The 20453-nt window shown below is 50.5% G+C and carries 19 protein-coding genes and 2 tRNA genes; 19 read left to right on the top strand and 2 right to left on the bottom strand.

Annotation, left to right across the window (positions count from 1 at the left end):
- Positions 1-584 precede the first annotated feature (584 nt).
- Entirely contained in the window at positions 585-1175 is a 591-nt protein-coding gene (locus tag IAG03_RS10650) for a Maf family protein (protein ID WP_249320015.1), read from the bottom strand.
- Positions 1176-1922: 747 nt separating this feature from the next.
- Between IAG03_RS10650 and IAG03_RS10645 the strand changes: the two genes are divergently transcribed.
- The 4 genes from IAG03_RS10645 to IAG03_RS10630 are packed head-to-tail and all read left to right on the top strand — an operon-like array spanning position 1923 to position 6611.
- Positions 1923-3200, top strand: a complete 1278-nt coding sequence (locus tag IAG03_RS10645) for an MFS transporter (protein ID WP_249320014.1) — start codon at positions 1923-1925, stop codon at positions 3198-3200.
- A 3-nt stretch (positions 3201-3203) separates the two neighbouring features.
- Positions 3204-4016, top strand: a complete 813-nt coding sequence (locus IAG03_RS10640) for a glycerophosphodiester phosphodiesterase family protein (protein WP_249320013.1) — start codon at positions 3204-3206, stop codon at positions 4014-4016.
- A gap of 3 nt (positions 4017-4019) precedes the next feature.
- The gene (gene thpR / locus IAG03_RS10635) at positions 4020-4544 is read left to right on the top strand and encodes an RNA 2',3'-cyclic phosphodiesterase (RefSeq protein ID WP_249320012.1); all 525 of its coding nucleotides are present in this window, start codon (positions 4020-4022) and stop codon (positions 4542-4544) included.
- 30 nt (positions 4545-4574) lie between these two features.
- Positions 4575-6611, top strand: coding sequence for a beta-galactosidase (locus tag IAG03_RS10630; RefSeq protein ID WP_249320011.1), 2037 nt, complete (start codon positions 4575-4577; stop codon positions 6609-6611).
- 258 nt (positions 6612-6869) lie between these two features.
- Here the strand turns inward: IAG03_RS10630 and IAG03_RS10625 are convergent, their stop codons facing one another.
- Positions 6870-7520 carry a superoxide dismutase gene (locus IAG03_RS10625; protein WP_249320010.1) on the bottom strand — a complete coding sequence of 217 codons (651 nt, stop codon included), beginning with the start codon at positions 7518-7520 and terminating at the stop codon, positions 6870-6872.
- Between the two features lie 197 nt (positions 7521-7717).
- On the opposite strand from IAG03_RS10625, the gene thyX reads away from it, so the two are divergent.
- The 15 genes from thyX to IAG03_RS10555 all read left to right on the top strand — a co-directional run.
- The gene (thyX, locus tag IAG03_RS10620; RefSeq protein ID WP_249320009.1) at positions 7718-8497 is read left to right on the top strand and encodes an FAD-dependent thymidylate synthase; all 780 of its coding nucleotides are present in this window, start codon (positions 7718-7720) and stop codon (positions 8495-8497) included.
- On the top strand, positions 8494-9165 hold the full coding sequence (locus IAG03_RS10615; RefSeq protein ID WP_249320008.1) for a thymidylate kinase: 672 nt from the start codon (positions 8494-8496) through the stop codon (positions 9163-9165). The genes thyX and IAG03_RS10615 overlap by 4 nt, the downstream gene beginning before the upstream one ends.
- Positions 9159-10076: a DUF2156 domain-containing protein gene (locus IAG03_RS10610; protein ID WP_249320007.1), complete on the top strand. Its 918-nt coding sequence runs from the start codon at positions 9159-9161 to the stop codon at positions 10074-10076. The genes IAG03_RS10615 and IAG03_RS10610 overlap by 7 nt, the downstream gene beginning before the upstream one ends.
- Positions 10063-10914: a GNAT family N-acetyltransferase gene (locus IAG03_RS10605; protein WP_249320006.1), complete on the top strand. Its 852-nt coding sequence runs from the start codon at positions 10063-10065 to the stop codon at positions 10912-10914. The genes IAG03_RS10610 and IAG03_RS10605 overlap by 14 nt, the downstream gene beginning before the upstream one ends.
- Before the next feature lie 49 nt (positions 10915-10963).
- Entirely contained in the window at positions 10964-11503 is a 540-nt protein-coding gene (locus IAG03_RS10600; protein WP_249320005.1) for a DJ-1 family glyoxalase III, read from the top strand.
- Positions 11494-12087, top strand: coding sequence for a 5-formyltetrahydrofolate cyclo-ligase (locus IAG03_RS10595; protein ID WP_249320004.1), 594 nt, complete (start codon positions 11494-11496; stop codon positions 12085-12087). The genes IAG03_RS10600 and IAG03_RS10595 overlap by 10 nt, the downstream gene beginning before the upstream one ends.
- Positions 12088-12122: 35 nt before the next feature.
- Entirely contained in the window at positions 12123-13760 is a 1638-nt protein-coding gene (gene mltG, locus IAG03_RS10590) for an endolytic transglycosylase MltG (RefSeq protein ID WP_249320003.1), read from the top strand.
- Between the two features lie 53 nt (positions 13761-13813).
- Positions 13814-15460, top strand: coding sequence for a peptidoglycan D,D-transpeptidase FtsI family protein (locus IAG03_RS10585; RefSeq protein ID WP_249320002.1), 1647 nt, complete (start codon positions 13814-13816; stop codon positions 15458-15460).
- Between the two features lie 124 nt (positions 15461-15584).
- Positions 15585-15658, top strand: a tRNA-Gln gene (locus IAG03_RS10580).
- A 26-nt stretch (positions 15659-15684) separates the two neighbouring features.
- A tRNA-Pro gene (locus IAG03_RS10575) sits at positions 15685-15761 on the top strand.
- An 818-nt stretch (positions 15762-16579) separates the two neighbouring features.
- Positions 16580-16867 (top strand): DUF6110 family protein, encoded by a 288-nt coding sequence (locus IAG03_RS10570; RefSeq protein WP_249320001.1) that lies wholly within the window; start codon positions 16580-16582, stop codon positions 16865-16867.
- A gap of 58 nt (positions 16868-16925) precedes the next feature.
- The gene (locus IAG03_RS10565; protein WP_249320000.1) at positions 16926-19028 is read left to right on the top strand and encodes a heavy metal translocating P-type ATPase; all 2103 of its coding nucleotides are present in this window, start codon (positions 16926-16928) and stop codon (positions 19026-19028) included.
- A 196-nt stretch (positions 19029-19224) separates the two neighbouring features.
- Positions 19225-19659 (top strand): hypothetical protein, encoded by a 435-nt coding sequence (locus IAG03_RS10560; protein ID WP_249319999.1) that lies wholly within the window; start codon positions 19225-19227, stop codon positions 19657-19659.
- Positions 19660-19942: 283 nt separating this feature from the next.
- Positions 19943-20068, top strand: coding sequence for a hypothetical protein (locus tag IAG03_RS14275; protein WP_283243123.1), 126 nt, complete (start codon positions 19943-19945; stop codon positions 20066-20068).
- Positions 20069-20170: 102 nt separating this feature from the next.
- Positions 20171-20453, top strand: a 283-nt coding sequence (locus tag IAG03_RS10555) for a transposase (protein ID WP_249319998.1), incomplete at its 3' end; no start/stop codon positions are given.

Genomic DNA, 20453 nt, shown 5'->3' with positions numbered 1-20453 from the left:
GTGAATGGACGGTTCCTATCCGGAATCCATATTCTGCTGCGTTTTAAAAATTTTTGTATCGTTAAAATATCTCCTAGAAAATACAGCCTTTTTTGGCATGGTCCCTCGCATCATATGATTGGATGAAACCGGAAAAGTGTAGTGCAAATGGCAGGAGACAGTGAACTTGCATTTCTGCAGCAAAGGTTGCCGGCCGCTTTCATAAAATATGCCAAAAGGGAATGCACGAAAAAAGCCGTTCTGCAGAAGCAATGAAGGATTTCGGAGAAACGTGAAAAAAGCGCCTCCTGTTGCAGCATGAAAATCGCAACAGAAGGCGCCGTCAGATTTAGAGCATATCCCCCGAAATGTGCAGCGAGGCAGTTTTCCGGCGAAAGACTTCCAGACAGACCAGACGTGAAATCGGCGTTCTATTTGAATTGACGGGTTGTTACTTTACAAAGCGGATTTTTACACGAACTGGCACCGGACATTGGACAGCCGGAGGGACAAACACGCAAGAGTGTAGAAAAGCATCGCGAAACCGGACGGAGGAACCGGGCCGTTCAGAGCAGGCGCAACCCGCGTGTGAAGACGGCTGACGTTTAAAAATTTACATCAATCGAAGAGAGAAACGCCTCGAGTTCCCGCTTTAAACGCGCGACAGGCAGTCCGACCACGTTATCATAACATCCGTGAATTTCCCGGACCAGACAGCGCCCATACCCCTGAATTCCGTATGCGCCGGCCTTATCAAACGGTTCTCCGGTTGCAAGATAGGCGTCTATTTCGGTATCTGTAAGCGGATAAAAAGTCACGGCTGTTTTTTCACAAAACACACGTTTGCGGTTGTTTTGCTGCAGACAACATCCGGTTACTACTGTGTGCGTTTTTCCGGAGAGCATCCGCAGCATCCGGAAGGCATCGCGCTCGGATTTTGGCTTTCCAAGGATCACGCCGCTGGCAAAAACAGCGGTGTCGCAGCCGAGAATCAGGGCATCCGGGTGCTGGGTGGCAAGTGCCGCTGCTTTCTTTTCAGCAAGATAGAGCGGCTGCTCAAAAAGCGAGCATGTTGTTGGAAGCGTTTCTTCATCGATATCGGCGGGCATCACCTCAAAATGCGGCACCAGATAGCGCAGCAACTCTTTCCGCCGCGGCGAAGCAGAAGCCAGAATCATCGAAACGGTTGTGTTCATCAAAATCTCTCCTTGTTTGTTGTCATGACGGAGTGCCAATCGGTCTGAGAATAAAATAGGAATCGGGAATGTCCAAACATTTGGCCGAAATTTCCGGCTTGAAAAGGCTTGAAAATTAGAAGGACTTATGCGATAAAATCCAACCCCAATAGACTGGAAGTGCGGGAAAACAATCGCGGAACATTTGACACTACCGTTTGCCGTCCTGCGTTGCGGATGGATTTTTCCTGGATTTACTAAAGTTTTTATGGAAATTCCTATGGAATTGTGCTATAATACCCCTGAGATTGTGGCGGATTCTCCTAATAAAGCGCACAGAACGCTGTATGTGCCTGACAGATGCGGTTAAATGTTGCATGATACAGGTTCGGAACCGCTTTTGCAAGGCCCGGAGACCGCTTTGCACAGTCTGGTTAATAATATAAAAACCCCCAGATTTGACAGCAGCGCCGCAAACGGTACAGAAAGGCGATATATCGACATACGGGTCGTGCCGAATCGAATGTTGTACGGAAAGCCAAAACCCGATGAATGGGTTCTGTTTGGTACGGAAGAGATCCAAGGCTAGATGTTTTTTTATTTTCAGAATGCGTGAATGCATAATGTGTAAAAACACAGGTTTGTATCTTGTATTTATGATACCGTATTTTTCCAAAATCTGCAAGAAAGCCTTCTATGGCACGGAAAACGAAGGCGCGGAAAATGAAATATTTTTTAAACTGATTTTGTCTGTTGGAGGAAGGTGTGATGAAGCTGAATTATAAGCGGACGTTTTTTGTCGGACTGGCGTTTCTTTCGATCTGTGCATTCTGGCAGCTTTATGACAGCATCATTCCATTGATTCTAAAGAATACGTTTCAGATTGACCATACCTGGTCGGGCGTGATTATGGCGCTTGACAATGTGCTTGCGCTGTTCTTGCTGCCGCTGTTTGGAACGCTCTCCGATAAAACCAATACGCGCCTTGGCCGACGGACGCCATATATCCTTTTTGGAACCATCGGTGCGGTGATTTTCATGCTGCTGATCCCGGTGGCGGATCATCTTGTCCGGCCAATTCTCTTTTTCCTTGCGCTGATGGCAACGCTGCTCTTCATGAGCACCTATCGTTCTCCGGCGGTTGCGCTGATGCCGGATCTTACGCCGAAGCCGCTCCGCTCAAAGGCGAATGCGGTGATCAATCTGATGGGCGCAGTTGGCAGCGTGATTTCTCTTGCATTGATTGCCGTTTTGGTTCCCAAATCCGAAAAACCGGATTATTTTCCAATTTATGCGATTGTTGCCGGACTGATGCTGCTATCTGTGTTGGTGCTGGTGCTGACGATCCGCGAAAAGAAACTCGCCGGTGAAGTGGCTGCAATGGAAGCTTTGGAGTCTTCCGACGAACCAGCTGCAGAGTCTGATGAAAAAATGCCGCGCGACGTGCGGAAAAGTCTCATCTTAATTCTCATATCCGTTACCATGTGGTACATGGGATATAATGCGGTCACGACGTCGTTTTCAAAATATGCGCAGGATTATCTGCAGATTGAAGGCGGCGGTTTTGCTTCGCTGATGATGGTCGCAACGGTTGCGGCGGTACTCTCGTATTTGCCGGTCGGATTCCTTGCAACCCGAATTGGCCGGAAAAAGACGATTCTCATCGGTGTTGCGCTGTTGTTTGTCTCGTTTGGCGCTGCTTTTGCATTTACGCGGTACCACTGGTTTATGATTGTGCTCTTTATTTTAACCGGAATCGGCTGGGCCTCGATCAACGTCAACTCTTATCCGATGGTAGTGGAAATGGCAAAAGGGTCGGATGTCGGCAGATATACGGGATATTACTACGCGTTTTCTATGGCGGCGCAGATTTTAACGCCGATTCTTTCGGGATTTTTGCTGCAATATGTCGGCTATTGGACGCTGTTCCCGTATGCGGTTTTATTTGTCACGATTGCCTTTTGCACGATGTGCGGTGTCCGGCACGGAGACAGCAGGCCGGTTTTGCCTAAGGATAAGCTTGAGATGCTGGATGTGGAGGAATAAACCGTGTGGATTTTGTGGATCCTGTTTGATGTACTCGTAGGATGTCTGATCCTGCTGCTTTATCTGATTCATCCGGGCGCAAGGCGCGAGGCCGGATGGGTGCGGGAATTTGCCCACCGCGGACTGCATGGCGGCGAAATTCCTGAGAATTCGTTGGCCGCATTTCGGGCAGCACGCGAAAAAGGCGTCGGGGTGGAGCTCGATGTGCAGTTTACAAAGGACGGAAAATTGGTGGTCTTTCATGACCGTACGCTTCTGCGGATGTGCGGCGTAGACCGTCCGGTGGCAGCGTGTACGTATGAAGAAGTGCGTACCTGTTCTCTTGCCGGGACCAGCGAGCGGATTCCGCTGCTCGAGGAAGTGCTTCCAGTTTTGGGAGATCTTCCGGTTGTCTGTGAGATCAAGCCTTATGCCGGAAAAGATCTGCCGCTGCTTTGTCAGAAAACCGCAGAGCAGTTTGACCGTTATCCCGGAAACGTGTGCTACGAATCGTTTTCTCCGTTTGCGGTGCGCTGGTTTCGGAAAAACCGTCCCGCAAATTTGCGCGGACAGCTGTCGGCCAATGCACGCAAAGGAGAAGAAGGCCTAAAGGGGTATGAAGCGTTTGCACTGCGTAATCTTCTGGTGAATTGTCTCGGAAGACCCGACTTTATCGCATTTGATTTTAAAGCCGATACGTTTGGATTCTGGTTTTGCCGGACATTTTTCCGGCCGATTCTTGTGGCCTGGACAGCACGCGGCGACAAAGAACGGGCGGCAGTTCCTGCGTTTTATGACGCCGTTATTTTCGAGACTTTTCCCAAAGAAGAGGAATGAGCAATGCGTCTGTTTTTAGCAATTAATTTTCCTGAGACAGTCAAAGACCGGCTTTTTTCTGCTGCCTGTGCGCTGCGGGAAATGGCTGGCAGCGGCAGCATAACCCGGCGGGAGAATTTTCATTTGACGCTGGTCTTTTTGGGAGAGGTTCCGCCGGATCGGGTTCCGGCAATCCAAAGTGCCATGCATTCGGCGTCTGGATTTTCGCTTACTGCGGCGTCTATCGGACGCTTTCGCCGGCCGCAGGGAGATCTTTATTGGGCTGGTGTCATGCCGAATCCGGAACTGCAAAAGCTGCGAGCCATGCTTTGCAAAGCGTTGCGCGCTTCCGGATTTCCAATCGAATCCCGTGCATTTCGGCCGCACCTGACGCTTGGCCGCGGCATGCGGCTTACGGACGCTGCATTTTCAGCGTGCGCAGACCTCTTGCCGCCGATGGAGATTCCGGTTTCTTCGTACAGCCTGATGTGCTCTGAACGCCGGAATGGAATTCTAACCTATACGGAGCTGCACCGGCAGCTTTTATAATCATATGGAACCGTTAGGAGGACTGTATTTATGAACCATTCTGTGATTTCCAAATTTCCGCATCTGCTGCACGGCGCAGATTATAATCCGGAGCAGTGGCTTCGGTATCCGGATATTGTCCAAAAAGAGGATATCGAGCTGATGCAGAAAGCCGGCATCAACTGCGTTTCGTTGGGGATTTTTTCCTGGGCAGCACTGGAGCCCAAGGAGGGCGAATATGATTTTCAGTGGATGGACGAGACGATCGACCGGCTGTATTATGCCGGAATTCGGGTAAATCTCGCTACGCCGAGCGGCGCCAAACCGCTTTGGCTGAGCGAAAAATATCCGGAAGTCCGCCGGGTTTCGAAAAATCTGGTTCGCGATTTGAGCGGCGAGCGGCACAATCACTGCTATACCTCGCCGGTTTACCGCGAGAAGGTGCAGAAACTCGACCGGATGCTTGCGCAGCGTTATGCAGCGCATCCGGGTGTAATCCTCTGGCACATTTCCAACGAATACGGCGGGGAGTGCTACTGTCCGCTCTGTCAGGCGGCATTCCGGAAATGGCTGAAGAAAAAATACGGTTCCCTTGAGAACCTCAACCATGCCTGGTGGACGTATTTCTGGAGCCATCAGTATACCGACTGGGAACAGATCCATGCACCGGTTCCGAACGGAGAAATGAGTGTTCACGGACTGGTTCTGGACTGGAAACGCTTTGTAACGCATCAGACGGTCAATTTTATGAAGGGCGAAATCGACGCCGTCAAGTCGGTCGAACCGGATCTTCCGGTAACGACGAATCTGATGGGATTTTACGACGGCCTTGACTATCATAAATTTGCCGATGCACTCGATATTGTTTCCTGGGATAACTATCCGCTCTGGCACAACAACGACCCGATCGGTGTTGCGTCCTTTGCGGCGTGCAGCCACGATCTGATGCGGTCCATTAAGCGGCAGCCGTTTTTGCTGATGGAAAGCTCGCCGAGCGTGATGAACTGGACCGATGTCTCCAAGCAGAAACGCCCGGGTATGCATCTTTTGTCTTCCATGCAGGCGGTAGCGCACGGCGCAGACTCTGTGATGTACTTCCAGTGGAGAAAAAGCCGCGGCTCTTTTGAAAAATTCCACGGCGCAGTCGTCGGTCATGACGGAACTGCGGATACGCGTGTCTTCCGAGAGGTTACACAGGTTGGCTCTTATCTGGAAAAGCTCGATCCGCTGGTTCTTAAAACGGAAGTAATGCCGGAAGTCGCGGTGCTGTACGACTGGGAAAACCGCTGGGCGATCGAAGAATCCCGCGGGCCGCGCAATTGCGGAATCCATTATCTGGAAACAGTCGTCAAACATCACCGCGCATTCTGGGAACAGGGTATTCAGGTCGATTTGCCGGATATGGATGCGGATCTTTCTCAGTATCGGCTGATTGTTGCCCCGATGCTTTATCTCTACCGCGGGTCCATTGCAGAAAAACTCAAACAGTTTGTCGAAAACGGCGGAACACTGGTCGGAACCTACTGGAGCGGTATCGTCAATGATACGGATCTTTGTTACCTCGGGAAAACGCCCGGCGACGGTATGAGCGATGTGTTTGGACTGGTGATTGAAGAGACCGATGCGCTTTATGACGGCCAGAAAAACTTTATGGTGACCAGCAACGACTTCATGCTGCAAAAAAGCTATGAGGTCACAGAGCTTTGCGATGTTGTCCATCTCAACGGTGCAAAGGCGCTCGCCGTTTACGGAGACGATTATTATAAAGGATCGCCGGCATTTACGCTCAACCACTATGGAAAGGGGCGCGCTTATTATATTGCGGCGCGTCTGGAATCGAGCTTCTATCGTTCGTTCTATTCGTTCCTGGCGGATAAGCTCAAGCTTTCCCGTGCGCTTGCAATTGACCTGCCTTATGGCGTGACGGCGCACCGGCGGACCGGAGAACAGGATCTTGTTTTTGTGGAGAATTACAATGACAGCGAAGCTTCGATGGTGCTGCCGAGCGAAATGCGGGATGTCATGACCGGAGAGCCGGTTTCCAAGCTGACGTTGCCGCCGTTTGGGGTTCGGATTTTGACGGAATAAGACTTGTTTTGCAAAATACGGTTTGGCTTTTTGAAAGGGGTGAAACCGTGGTCTCCGTTTTGCAGGATCAGAAAATACCGGCTATGCATGCGATGAAAACCAGTTCGTATGAGAAATCTGGCGCCATCAGAAAAACTGCCCTAAAATACAATATACAAAACGGCTTGCCATCTGTAAAAACAGGCGGCAAGCCGTTTGATTTTTGCAAGCCGGAAAATTTTTCGCGGTGCTGAACAGTGCCTGTGGCGCCGCAGGCAGTTAAGGCCGGTCGGCTTCCTGGCCCGGATAAATTCTTGCAGCAAGATAGCGGCGTTCAGCCTGTTCCCAAGAAATGATCGAAAACCAGGCTTCGATGTATTCCGCGCGCCGGTTTTGGTACTCTAAATAATACGCATGCTCCCAACAGTCTAAAAGCAAAATGGACGTTGCCCTGTGCGCGGCGCTGGTATCCTGATTCGGCAGCTGTTCTAAAAAAAGCCGTCCGTTTTGTGCGGCAGAAAGACTGACCCAACCGGATCCGAACACAGCTTTTCCGGCTTCGGTAAATTGTTTGTGAAACCGCTCAAAGCTGCCAAAGCACTGGTCGATTGCGATAGAAAGTGCGCAAAATGCGTTTCGGTTCGAGTGCGGCGCCATTCCTGCGAAATAGAGTTCGTGATTATAGACCCCGCCGGCGCTGCGCCGGACGGCTCTTTGCGCCTCCTGCGGCAGCTTGAGGCAGCAGCTGAGCAGCTGTGTCAGACTAAAACCCTGATAACGCGGAAATTTTTGCAGCGTATGGTTTAAGGTGTCCACATAAGACGCATAATGTTTATCGTGGTGCAGGGTCATGGTTCTGGCGTCAAGCTGCGGTTCTAATGCGTGAATCGGGTAGGGAAGCGGTTTTACTTCAAACGGATAGGTTTCCATCTGCATCTGTCCTTTCCGGCACACCAAAATTCAAAAAAGAATCGTCCGGTAACTACTATACGAAAGAACCGGCTTGGGATATGCAATGAAAAAGCGCAAATTCTAAGAAAATATTAAAGCTTTCCACTTCGGATAGATTTGCAAAAGAGGCGGAAGTTTGTTATAATAAAATAGAATTTGTAAAATGAGGTGGTATGATGCCCAAAGTGACCCTGTTAGCCTGTACGGAGATGCCGGAAAAATTGATTGCCTCCGCTGCAAAGCTTTGTTATTCTCCCGCCTCAATTAACACGGTGATGGACGGCCTGACGTCGGAAAAAACCGATCGTTTTATCGATATGCTGACAGAAATCGGCCATCAAAGCCCGATTGAGCACGTTTCCTTTACCTTTGGTATTGAAGGGGTTTCCCGGGCGCTGCTTGCACAGATTACACGTCACCGGATTGCGTCCTTCAGCGTGCAGAGCCAGCGGTACGTGGTGGAAAAGCAGTTTTCCTATGTGGTTCCGCCGGAGATTGCCGCCATTCCGGAGGCAAAGGAAGAATATCTCCGTGCGATGCAGGAAGACCAGCTCCACTATGAATCGCTAACGGCGGTTCTCAAAAAACGCCATCTCGAAACCTTCCTTGCAAACGGCATGGAAGAGAAGGCGGCGGCTCGCGCGGCGGAAAAGAAGGCGATTGAAGACGCCAGATTCGTGCTGCCGAATGCCTGCGAAACGAAAATAATCTGCACGTTTAATGCAAGATCGCTGATGAACTTTTTTGCATTGCGCTGCTGCAGCCGGGCGCAGTGGGAAATTCGCGAGGTTGCCTGTGAGATGCTGCGGCTTGTCAAAGAGCAGGCGCCGCATCTGTTTCATAGCGCCGGTCCAGCCTGTTTGCGCGGTGCCTGTCCGGAAGGCAAGATGTCCTGCGGAAAGGCGGCGCAGCTGCGGAAAGAATTTCTCGGTACGGACGAGGAGGCGGTCCTGTGAGTTTGATCGTTCTCGAGGGCCTTGACGGAAGCGGAAAGGGCACGCAGACGGCGCTGCTCTTTGAAGCCCTAATAAAGCAGGGATATTCGGTTCGGAAAATTTCGTTTCCGGATTATCGCGAGCCCTCTTCTGCGCTTGTGCGGATGTATCTGGACGGTGCGTTTGGAGAAGACCCTGCACAGGTCAGCCCCTATGCTGCTTCCGCATTTTATGCGGTTGACCGGTTTGCAAGCTATCAGCGGTTTTGGAAGGACGCCTATCAGGCCGGAGAGGTGATTCTTGCCGACCGCTATACGACTTCCAATATGATCTACCAGGCGGAAAAACTGCCGGAAGAATCCAGAAATGCGTTCTACCGGTGGCTTTCTGATTTGGAGTTTGACAAATTTCAGCTGCCCAAGCCGGATGCGGTCTTTTATCTTGATATGCTTCCGGAGATTTCGCAGCAGCTTCTTTTAAAACGCTATGGCGGAGACAGCCAAAAGAAGGACATCCACGAAAAAGATTCCCAATATCTTGCTGCATGCCGGATGTGTGCTGCCGGCGCGGCAAAAGCATGCGGATGGACGTTGATTCCGTGTTTTGACGGGGATGCTCCGCTGCCAATCGAAGAAGTCCACCAAATGATCTTGAAAAAAACACAGGAGGTTTTGAATCCGATATGTTAGACTTTAGGCGTCCAACGCTGGAGGACGCGCAGTGGGCACGAGCGGTACTGCAAACCATGCAGTCCGGCGGACCTGCTCCGAGCGAAATGGGATTTGGCACCCTGTATCTTTGGAGCAGCACCTATGATACCCAAATCTGCCGATATCGAAATTCTCTGATTATCCGTTACAGCGACGAAGAAACCTATGCCTATGATGTGCCGGTTGGGGATGGAGATCTGCACGAGATGATCGAAGCGACAATTGCAGACGCCCAGGCGCACGGCAAAAAGTACCGGCTCTGGGGGATTACCGACGCGGAAATGCCGCTGGTAGAAGCGTCGGAACCGGGAAGATTTTTCTATTATCCGGAACGGGATCACTTTGACTATGTATACCGCACAGAAGATCTCGCGGAACTGAAAGGACGGAAATATCACAGCAAGCGAAACCATTTGGCGCGCTTCCGGAAGATGTATCCTTCTTATACGTTTGAGCTGCTTCACGCAGGCAATCTTGCAGACTGTCTGCCGGTCGCCCGGCAGTGGTGCTGTGAAAACGGATGCGGGGAAGAGCTGCGAATGGAAAACTGTGCGATTGCAAAGGCGCTTCGCGAATTTGATGCCTTGCATCTGGAGGGCGGACTGATCCGGATCGACGGCGCACCGGTTTCGTTTGTGATTGGAGAAGCGCTGAATCCGGATACCATTGATCTTCATTTTGAAAAAGCGCTCAGCGGTTATGAAGGGCTTTATGCCGCAATCAACCAGGAATTTGCCGCCAATTTGCTTGGAAAATATCAGTATATCAACCGTGAGGAAGATATGGGGTCAGAAGGACTCCGGAAGGCGAAGCTTTCCTATTATCCGGCTGTGCTTCTCGAAAAGCACGCCGCCGTTCTGAAAGAGGAGGCAGCAGATGCCGCAGGCTGAATTTGCCCGGTGGGAATCGCGCGATACACTCATCCGGCTTTGGTCGGAGGTATTCGGCGATTCGCCGGAGACGCTCAAATTCTTTTTTGACACGGTGTTTTCCCCGGACCAGACGCTGACCCTGTCAGCGGACGGTCAGATTGTTTCGGCGCTTTATTTGCTGCCTGCGACCTTTTTTGATGGAACCGCCAGAAAGCAGGCACATTATATTTACGCTGCAGCCACAGCGCCTGCGTACCGTTCGCGCGGATATATGGATCTTCTTTTACAAGCTGCGGCGCGTGTCGGCGAAAAGCGCGGAGATGCGTATTCCATTTTGCTGCCTTCCGAGGAGAGTCTCTATGCATTTTATGCCGGAAAAGGTTATCAGACGGCCTTTTCTGAACGCGTACAGACGGTTTCCCGGGAACCATCCCGAGAAGGGCTTCTCCGCATGGCGGATTTAGATGAAATCTGTGCAATCCGTTCCGGTATCGAATGGTGCTGTGCAAAAGACGGTGTTGTGTTATGGAGTCGGGCGCATGTTGCGCTTGCGCAGCATTTTTATCGGGTATATGGCGGATCAGTCTGGACGGACGGAGAGGCCTACGCATTTTGTGAACCGATAGAAAACGGAACGATGCTTGTTCGGGAACTCTTTGCAAAAGAAGGCAAGACCGCACATGCACTGATCCCCAAAATCTGTGCGTCTTTTTCGGCGCAGACGTATCAGTTCCATCTGCCGGAAGCCTTGAGCCGAGGCGAAGGGAACCTTCGGCACCACGGCATGCTCAAACCTTTGGGAACGGCGCCGTTTCCGAAGGGCGCCAGTGCTTATCTTGGATTGGCGCTTGAATAGAAAAATCAGTCTAAAATGAACGCATCAAGCATGAAAGGAAGCGGCTTTTATGATATCGATATTTTTAGCAGACGGATTTGAAGAGATCGAAGCGCTGACAACGCTCGATATTTTGCATCGCGCAGGCTGTGCGGTAAAAACAGTCGGAATTGGCGGTGAGGTCATTACATCGACCCATGGCCTGAAGGTTCTGACAGACCTGCGTGCCGGCGAGGTTCGTCCGGAAACGCTCGAAGCAGTGGTTTTGCCGGGCGGAATGCCTGGCGCAAGAAATCTTGAGCAGTCCGGCTTGGTACGCAATTGCGTCTTTCATTGCGTTCAGGAAAATCTGCCTGTTGCTGCAATTTGCGCGGCGCCGTATATCCTCGGAAAATGGGGCCTGCTGGAAGGCAAAGAAGCCATTTGCTATCCGGGCTTTGAATCGGAATTGCACGGTGCAACCCTTTCCGCACAGCCGGTCTGCCGGGACGGACAGATTCTTACGGCCAAAGGCGCAGGCGTTGCGCTTGAATTTGCGCTGACGCTGACAGAGATGCTCAAAGGAAAGGAAACAGCGGAGCGTATCCGTAAAGAAATTCAATGTCGCTGAAACATAAAAACATCAAAGCGGAAAAAGCCGCGCTGCGCAGCGAATATCGTGCGCTGCGGGAGGCATTTCCGCAGGAAAAAAAGAAAAAGCTGGATCGGATGATTCTTCAGAAACTTCTGACATTGCGGGAATATGAGCGGGCTTCCACTGTGTTCTGTTATGTCTCAAAGGAATTTGAAGTGAATACGATTCCGATTTTGGAACATACACTTTCTTCCGGGCGGCGTTTGGCGGTTCCGCACTGTATTCCCGGAACGCCCTACATGGATTTTTACGAAATTCACTCGCTCGATGATCTTGCCCCGGGCAGTTTTGGCCTGTTGGAGCCGAAGACAGAGGTCTGTCAGAAAGTAACGGATCTTTCTTCCGGGCTTTGTATTCTGCCGGGATTTTGTTTTGACCGGCAAGGCTATCGGCTCGGATACGGAAAAGGGTATTATGACCGGTTTTTATCGGCGTTTTCCGGATCATCGGCCGGAATCTGTTATACTTCTTTTGTGGTTGACGTGTTGCCGCATGGCTATTTTGACCGCTGTGCAGATATTATGGTAACGGAAAAATATATTCACCGGTTACATCGGTAAACGGTACACCTTGTGAAGATTTGGGAGGTATCGCGATGCGTGACGACATTCCGAACAATTCAAATAACAGCTGGGATTCTTACGACACCGACCGCAGAAATTATGCCGCGTGGCTCGATGCGTACAGTCGGCGCGATCAACAGCCGGACGACCTTGCGCAGCAGCCGGATGATGCGGGGTACAGTTATGGGCAGGGCGCGGAAGAAAGCGGCAATGAGATTTCTTCTTACGGCGGATATACAGATTCCAGCTCCAGCGGATATTCCTATGTCCGGCGCGGAGAACGGATTGCGCCGACCGAGGAATATTACTCGCATTCCGATCAGATGAAATCTTCTGCTCCGGAAGATGATGTTGACGGCAACACCCGGCCGCTTCGGGATTTGTCGGAATATCCGGGCTATGTCCAGCGCAGTATTGAAAATACGGGCTATGTGATCTTTGGCCAAGATCCGGAAGAAGCGCCGGCATCAGAACTGGGCGAACGCGAGATGCGCAGCCATTCTGCCGAAAATCGCTTTGTCTCGGCCGAAGCGGAACGCAACAAAAAAAAGAGCGCCAAGCTTGAGAAAAAAGAATACAAGCGCCGCAACCGGATCAAAGCCAAACGAAACCGCCGTGTATTTTTTTCTGTATGGCTTGTGATGGTAGTTTTAATTGCGGTGACACTCGGGGAATATCTTGCGGCAGGCGCCGGGGATGTCTTTGCGATGGACCGCACCAAAAATCTGACTGCCGATATCACGATCCCGGAAAAAGCGACGCTCGACGATGTGACGAACATCCTTTATGACGGAAAGGTGATCGGGGACAAACAATTCTTTAAACTCTACTGTACGCTGACAAGTGCCGACCAGTTTGGGCGCGGAGAATTTGAAATTCCGACCAATATGGACTACGAAGGCATTATCAACTATCTGCTTTCCAACAGCAACCGGATCGATACGGTAGAGATCATGTTTCCGGAAGGCGGAAACATTTTGGAAGTTGCGCAGCGTCTGGAAGAAAATGGAGTTTGCTCGGCCAAAGATGTTCTGGCTGTGGCGAATTCTTCCGATTTCGATGATTACGATCTGATTGCCGCAGCGCCTTCCAAAGGCCGCTATTATAAACTCGAGGGCTATTTGTTCCCGGATACGTACGAGTTCTATAAGGGCGAAGACCCGGTCGACGCGCTTTCCAAAATGATTTACACCTGCGACACGCGAATTTCCAAGAAACTCCGCAGAAAAGCGGAAGAGAAAGAGATGTCGATCGACGAGGTGATCGTCATGGCATCTTTGGTGCAGGCAGAAGCGTCGAACAAGGAGGACATGAAGTATATCGCCTCGATTATTCAAAACCGTCTTGCAGATGGCGCAGAGTACGATATTTACACCCTAGATCTCGACTCAACTATGTACTACCCATACCGCACGAAAGCGGATGTTCCGTCGGACAAGGCGGGATATCTCAGCGATTACAACACCTATACCGTGAAGGGACTGCCGGGCGGACCTATTTGCAACCCCGGTCTTGACGCCATCGAAGCGGTCCTGAATCCAGCCGATACCAGCTACTACTATTTCTGTCACGATGCAGAGGGAACGCCTTATTACGCCTCTTCGTTCTATGAGCATCGAGAGAACCTGGTGGAAGCCGGTTTGATGGATGAGGAAGATTTATATAACTAAAATAGGACTAAACCGCCTCCGCCTTGGCTACAATAAGTGCGGGAGGCGGTTTTTTGCGGATTTTTGGAAAAGAAGACGATGCCGAAAAAACGACGTGCAGTGAAAAACGGATTGCAGCGGTGTTCTTGTTTCTGGCGATGGGCATTCTGGTGGTAATTGTCAGTTTGTATGTGGCGTCCGGATCCAGACAGTATCAAGAGGCAGCAACGCAGCAGAGTACCTATACCATTACGGCCGGCGTGTCCCGCGGGACTATTTATGATACCAATTTGCAGCCGCTTATCAATGCAACATCCCAAACAGTTGCGGCGGTTGCGCCGTCACCGGATGCGGCAAATGCCATTACCGCGGCGTTTTCTTCGGAAACAGGTTCCTCATTTTATTCGATGCTCTCCGCTGGAACACCATTTCTTTTGACGGTTCCAAAGGAGACCGCATTGTCCGGAGCAGGAATCGATCTTTTTTCTGTTCCCAATCGGTATGGAGAAGAGCCGATTGCCGTGCATACCATTGGATATTTGGACGCAGACGGGATCGGGGTTGCCGGAATTGAAATGGCTTTTGACGACGTGCTGCGCGAGTATGACGGGAAGGCGACCGTGCAGTATCCGGTAGACGCGCTCGGTCATGTCCTGTCGCCGGAAGACCGGCTTGTCGCCGATACGCTTTCCAAAAGCCGCGGCGGCGTCGTTCTGACACTCGACCAAGATCTGCAGAGAACGGCGGAACGGATCGCAAAACGTCATCTGCAAAGCGGCGCGATTGTGGTGACAGAGGTTGCGACAGGAAAGCTCCGCGCGCTGGTCAGTCTGCCGGACTTTTCACCGGAGAATGTTGCAGCAGCGCTGGAAGATCAGGAGGCAGCACCGCTTCTTAACCGCGCTTTGGAGGCTTACCCGGTTGGGTCTGTGTTCAAGCTGGTGTCCGCTGCTGCAGCGCTTGAATCCGGAATTTCCCCTTTGCGAGAATATACCTGCACAGGCGGTCTTACCGTGTCCGGCGCTGTGTTTCACTGCTTTGATGGAATTGCCCACGGAACGCTCAATATGCGCGGCGCCATTGCTGCGTCCTGCAACGGCTATTTTATCGATTTGATGCAGGACGTTCCGGTTCCAGTGTTCCTTAAAACAGCCCAGTCGTTTGGGTTTGGGCAAAAAATGCAGCTGGCAAAGGGAATGGTATCTGCACCCGGTGTTTTACCGGAAAAATCAGAGCTGCAGATTTCGCGGGCGCTGGCAAATTTTTCATTCGGACAGGGAGAACTGACGGCGTCTCCATTACAGATTGCGTCGTTGACGAATATCATTGCATCTGGCGGAATTTGCACGGAGCTTTCCCTGATAGAAGGGTTTGTAGACGCTGACGGGACCTGGACGGCAGCAGAAGTGAAAAAGAGTCCGAAACGCATTCTGAGCGCCGATACGGCGGCGCAGCTGCAGGCGTTTATGGAGGAGGCGGTCGAAAGCGGAACGGCGGCAAACGGAAAGCCGATGTCCGGCGGCGCCGGCGCCAAAACTGGCACGGCACAAACCGGACGATATCGCAGCGGGGAAGAGGTTTTGGATCTGTGGTACACCGGTTATTTCCCAAAGGAAAATCCGCAATATACGATCACGGTACTAGCGGATGAACGGATTGCAAGTGAAGGTTCTCCATGCGCCAAAGTGTTTGCTGCGCTTGCCAATGCATACCATCTGTAGATGCCAAACCGAAGAAAATACAGGATGTTCGATATTTTTCCAATTTTTTTTGAAAAAGGGCTTGACATTTTTTGAAAATACGGTATAATAAATAACGCTGTCTGACATATGACAGCGTTCCTGATGCGGTGTTGTGTAATGGTAGCACGGCAGACTCTGACTCTGTTTGTCTGGGTTCAAATCCTAGCACCGCAGCCATATAACCCCAATGGGGTTATATTTTTCGAGGTGTGGCTCAGTTTGGTAGAGCGCTGCGTTCGGGACGCAGAAGTCGCAGGTTCAAGTCCTGTCACCTCGACCAAAATCGGCAAGTACCGTATGGTGCTTGCCGATTTTATTTTTTCTCATTTCCGCGGTGAATTTTTGGAAAGAAATCAGCGTCCTCCACGCCGTCGCGCGCCATTTCGTGACATCGTATGTGTCAGTTGCGCACTCGTTCCAAAACGCGTTTGCAACAGGTTCCCTGCATGAACGACCCATTTTATCTGCGGAACTTTTGCTGATTCGCAAGAATCTTAAAAAACTTGTTTTTATAGTCCTTTCAAAAGCTAGCAGTCAGCAATTTGCGGCTGCTGTTTTTGTTTTGCGGCTTTTTTGAGGTAGTGTTCAAACGCATCTCAATTTCTAAAAGGCAGACGCATCAGTGGAGCGTTTGCTTTGTTTTCACTTTTTGTAAAAAATAAATTGGATTTCGCGATGACCTTTCTTTTTCCAAAGAAAGGCTGCGGTTGTGTTTTGATAGAATTGAAAGATGCGCAAAACGATTTCGCAGCGCGACTTTCGTGCAACAAGACATATCACGCATAGCGCCTTTTCTGTGCGGGAAAGCACAAACACATGTCTATAGTTATGGCTGATTATAGAACGCTTCTGACAAAGGACTCCCGGAAATGTAACAGCATCTGTAGCGTACGGGTTCGAAAGGAGCTCGGAGAACCGGATAGGATTTGTTTCTACACTTCTGCTTTTGGAACCGTGCGGGAAACGGACAGCGATCGGACAGATTGACGCTGGTATTTCGTCAAAGAAAAATCCACCGAATAAGTTTTGTTTTGATTTGACTTGTCGGTAAAATTGTAGTAAAATAATGTCAAAAAATGATCACAGGAGGTCTTAAGTATGAAATGTGCATTTGGAAAATTAGGACTTTTCGCTGGCGGTGTTCTTTTCGGAACAGCAGGCATTAAATTGCTTTCCAGTAAAGACGCGAAAAAGATATATACGCATGCGACTGCGGCAGCGCTCCGCATAAAAGACGGAATTATGACGGCAGTAACCACAGTCAAAGAAAATGCGGGTGACGTTCTGGCAGACGCAAAAGAGATCAACGAAAAACGCGCAGCAGAGGCAGAACCCGAAGTGATCGAAGACTGTGCGTGCGATAACGCGGAAGCGGAAGCAGAATAACAGAGCAAAGCGCCGCGCCGCGAAAGCAGCGCGGCCTTTTTATGGGGGGTCTTTTTTTATGAAATGTAGCTTGCTGCATGAATCACGCGGCAGGATGCGCGTGCATTTTTGTATGCGCCGCATGACATTAAAACAGGCAGATCTGGCAGAGTATTATCTGAAACGGCTCGATGGGGTTTCGGATGTCAAAGTCTATGACCGGACGTGCGATCTTATCATTCTGTATCATACGGCCAAACGGGAAGAAATTCTCTCCGCGCTTTCTGCATTTTCGTTTGAACAGGCCGAGGCTCTCGGGCTGGTTCCGGAACATACCGGAAGAGCGCTCAACCGGGAGTTTGAGGACAAGCTTGTGTTTTCGGTGCTGCAGCGAATGGCAGTAAAACTGTTTTTGCCGTTCCCTGTACGTTCTATACTCGCAATCATACGCTCTATCAAATATCTGAAAGCAGGACTTTCCGCGCTGATCCACGGAAAACTCTCGGTGTCCGTATTGGATGCAACAGCAGTTGGCGTGTCGATCATCCGCGGCGATTTCGATACCGCAGGATCGATTATGTTTATGCTTGGGCTCGGTGAACTGCTTGAAAACTGGACACACAAAAAGTCCATCAACGACCTTGCGGGCGTGATGTCGTTGCATGTCGATAAAGTATGGATGAAAACCGGAGACAGCGAGACACTGGTCGGCGTAAACGAAGTTCAAGAAGGCGACCGTATTGTTGTGCGCACGGGAAATGTGATCCCGCTCGACGGCAAGGTGGTTGAAGGCGAAGCAAGCGTCAATCAGTCTTCCATGACCGGAGAGTCTTTGCCTGTCCGGAAGATTTCCGGAAGCTATGCGTATGCCGGGACCGTTGTCGAGGAAGGCGAGTGTGTAATCGCAGTAGAGAAGGCAATGGGCGGCGGCCGGTATGACCGGATTGTAAAAATGATTGAGGAATCAGAAAAGCTGAAATCCACTGCTGAAAATAAGGCTTCACAGCTTTCTGACAAGCTTGTTCCGTATACCCTTGGTGCAACGGCGCTTGTTTATCTCCTGACGCGAAATATTACGAAAATGCTTGCTGTGCTGATGGTCGATTTCTCCTGTGCGCTGAAACTGGCGATGCCGATTGCGGTTCTCTCCGCAATGCGCGAAGGCGGACAGCACGGAATTTCGGTAAAAGGCGGCCGGTTCTTAGAGGCTGTCGCGAAAGCAGACACGGTTGTGTTTGATAAAACCGGAACACTGACCTATGCCACGCCGCAGGTTGCCAAAATTGTTGCATTCCGCGGCCAAAATGAAGCGGACATGCTGCGTTTAGCGGCTTGTCTGGAGGAACATTATCCGCATTCGCTCGCCAATGCGGTGGTAGAAGAAGCAAAGCGCAGAGGCCTGCGTCACGAAGAATATCACTCCAGCGTGGAGTACGTGGTCGCACACGGGATTTCCAGTATGGTAGAAAACCAGAAGGTCGTTATTGGCAGCTACCATTTTGTCTTTGAGGACGAACACTGTGTCGTGCCTGCAGGGGAAGAGGAAAAATTTTCCTCTATCCAGCCGGAATATTCCCATCTCTATCTTGCGGTATCCGGGGTACTTGTCGCAGTCATCTGCATCTATGATCCGCTGCGCGCGGAGGCCAAGGCGGCAATTCAGGCTTTGCACGATCTCGGAATCGACAAAATCGTGATGATGACCGGTGACAACGAAAAAACAGCGGAAGCAGTGGCGGAAGCGGTTTGTGTGGATGAATACCATGCCGGCGTTTTGCCCGAGGATAAGGCAGAATTTGTCCGAGCGCAACGCGCGGCGGGACGCACGGTGATGATGATCGGCGACGGGGTAAATGACACGCCGGCTTTGTCCGAAGCGGACGTCGGGGTTGCCATCAATACCGGAGCCGCGATCGCAAAAGAAATTGCGGATATTACCGTTTCGTCGGAAGATCTGTTCTGTCTGGTTGCACTGCGGCGTTTAGCGTCTGCACTGATGTCCAGAATTGACCGAAATTACCGGTTCATTGTCGGGTTTAATCTGATGCTGATTCTTCTGGGGGTATCGGGTGTGATCCAGCCCACCACTTCGGCACTTTTCCATAATGCTTCAACCCTTGGAATCAGCTTAAAGAGTATGACGGATCTTCTTCCGGAAGGACATCGCGATTCCCAAAAATAAGACCTGATTTGCAGAAGCTGCCGGTTTATCCGGCGGCTTTTTTGCTTTCTGGCCGTCAAAATCACTGCCGATTAAAATTTTAAAAATGATATTTCGGCGAACAATAAACCGGTATTTTGCAGAATGATGCTTTCCAGAATAATTCATAGAAATCCGCACAGACTACCGTTATCTTTGGAAGGAGGCTGGGATTTTTATGATTGAACAGGATACCATCCGATTACTGCGGGAATGTGACGCAGGAATTAAGATGGGGACGGCAGCGATTGACGATGTTCTCGATCGGGTGCAGAACAAGGACCTTCGGGAGAAGCTGAGCAAGTGCAAACAGGAACACGAGAAACTGAAAAATGAGGTTCAAAAGCTGCTGGATCAGTATCATGATGACGGAAAAGAGCCGAATCCGATTGCCAAAGGGATGTCCTGGATGAAAACAAACATGAAGATGGAAATGGATCATTCTGACCAGACAATCGCGGATCTGATGACAGACGGATGCAATATGGGCGTGAAATCCTTAAATAAGTATTTAAATCAGTACGAGGCGGCAGATGAGGTTTCCAAAGACATTACAAAACGACTCATCAATTTGGAAGAAGAACTCACGATAGAGATTCGAAAGTTTTTGTAAAGCGCGCCTTGAATGCCTAGAGACGCACCGGCTTTCGGGCTGCAATGAAAAAATCCTCAGATGCGAACCGATGTGGACTGCACCCAAGAAAACGGACCGTGAAAAAAGCACCTCCTGTTGTAGAATAGAAGCTTAGAGATGAGCAAAACTCCGATTTACTCACAAGTCCAAACAATATATAGTTCCATCTATCTTGCTTGAATCCTATATATTGTGATTCGGCTTTGCAAAACTTGCGTTTTGCTCATCCCTAAGAATAGAAGCTACAACAGGAGGTGCAGTCATGTTGAGAGGATATACGAAAGTAGAGGCGCTCAGCGAAGAACAAAAAAGGAACAACGAACTGATTGAGCTGCGGATGCAGGTGGAGCTGCTGCGAAATTTTCTGTCCGAAGCTGGGAGGAGGTGAAGCTGAAATACCGGGTGATCGAGCGTTTCGCGAGACCATCCCATACTTTGTGTAAACCTCCAATGTGGTGTATAATAGAAGCACCACATTGGAGGTTTTACAATGGCAAGAAAGGAACGCACCCCGGAAGAAAATGCCCGCAGGGAAAAGATCAGAGAGCTGCTGCAGATGGCGAACATCGGCAGCATGGACGACATTCAAAGCCTGTTCAAGGAGACGATTGCCGAATTCATGGAAAACGGCCTCGATGCGGAGCTGGACGACGAGCTGGGCTGCAGCAGGTACGGCTATAAAACCAAGGACACGGGCAACAGCCGGAACGGGCACAGCAGCAAAACGCTGCGCACCGGCTTCGGCGATGCGGAGATATCCGTGCCCCGGGATC

Source organism: Yeguia hominis, assembly GCF_014384705.1.
GTDB classification, from domain to species: Bacteria; Bacillota; Clostridia; order Oscillospirales; family Acutalibacteraceae; genus Yeguia; species Yeguia hominis.
Note: the sequence above shows the minus strand (reverse complement) of the source record. Positions and strands in the feature narration are given on the sequence as shown.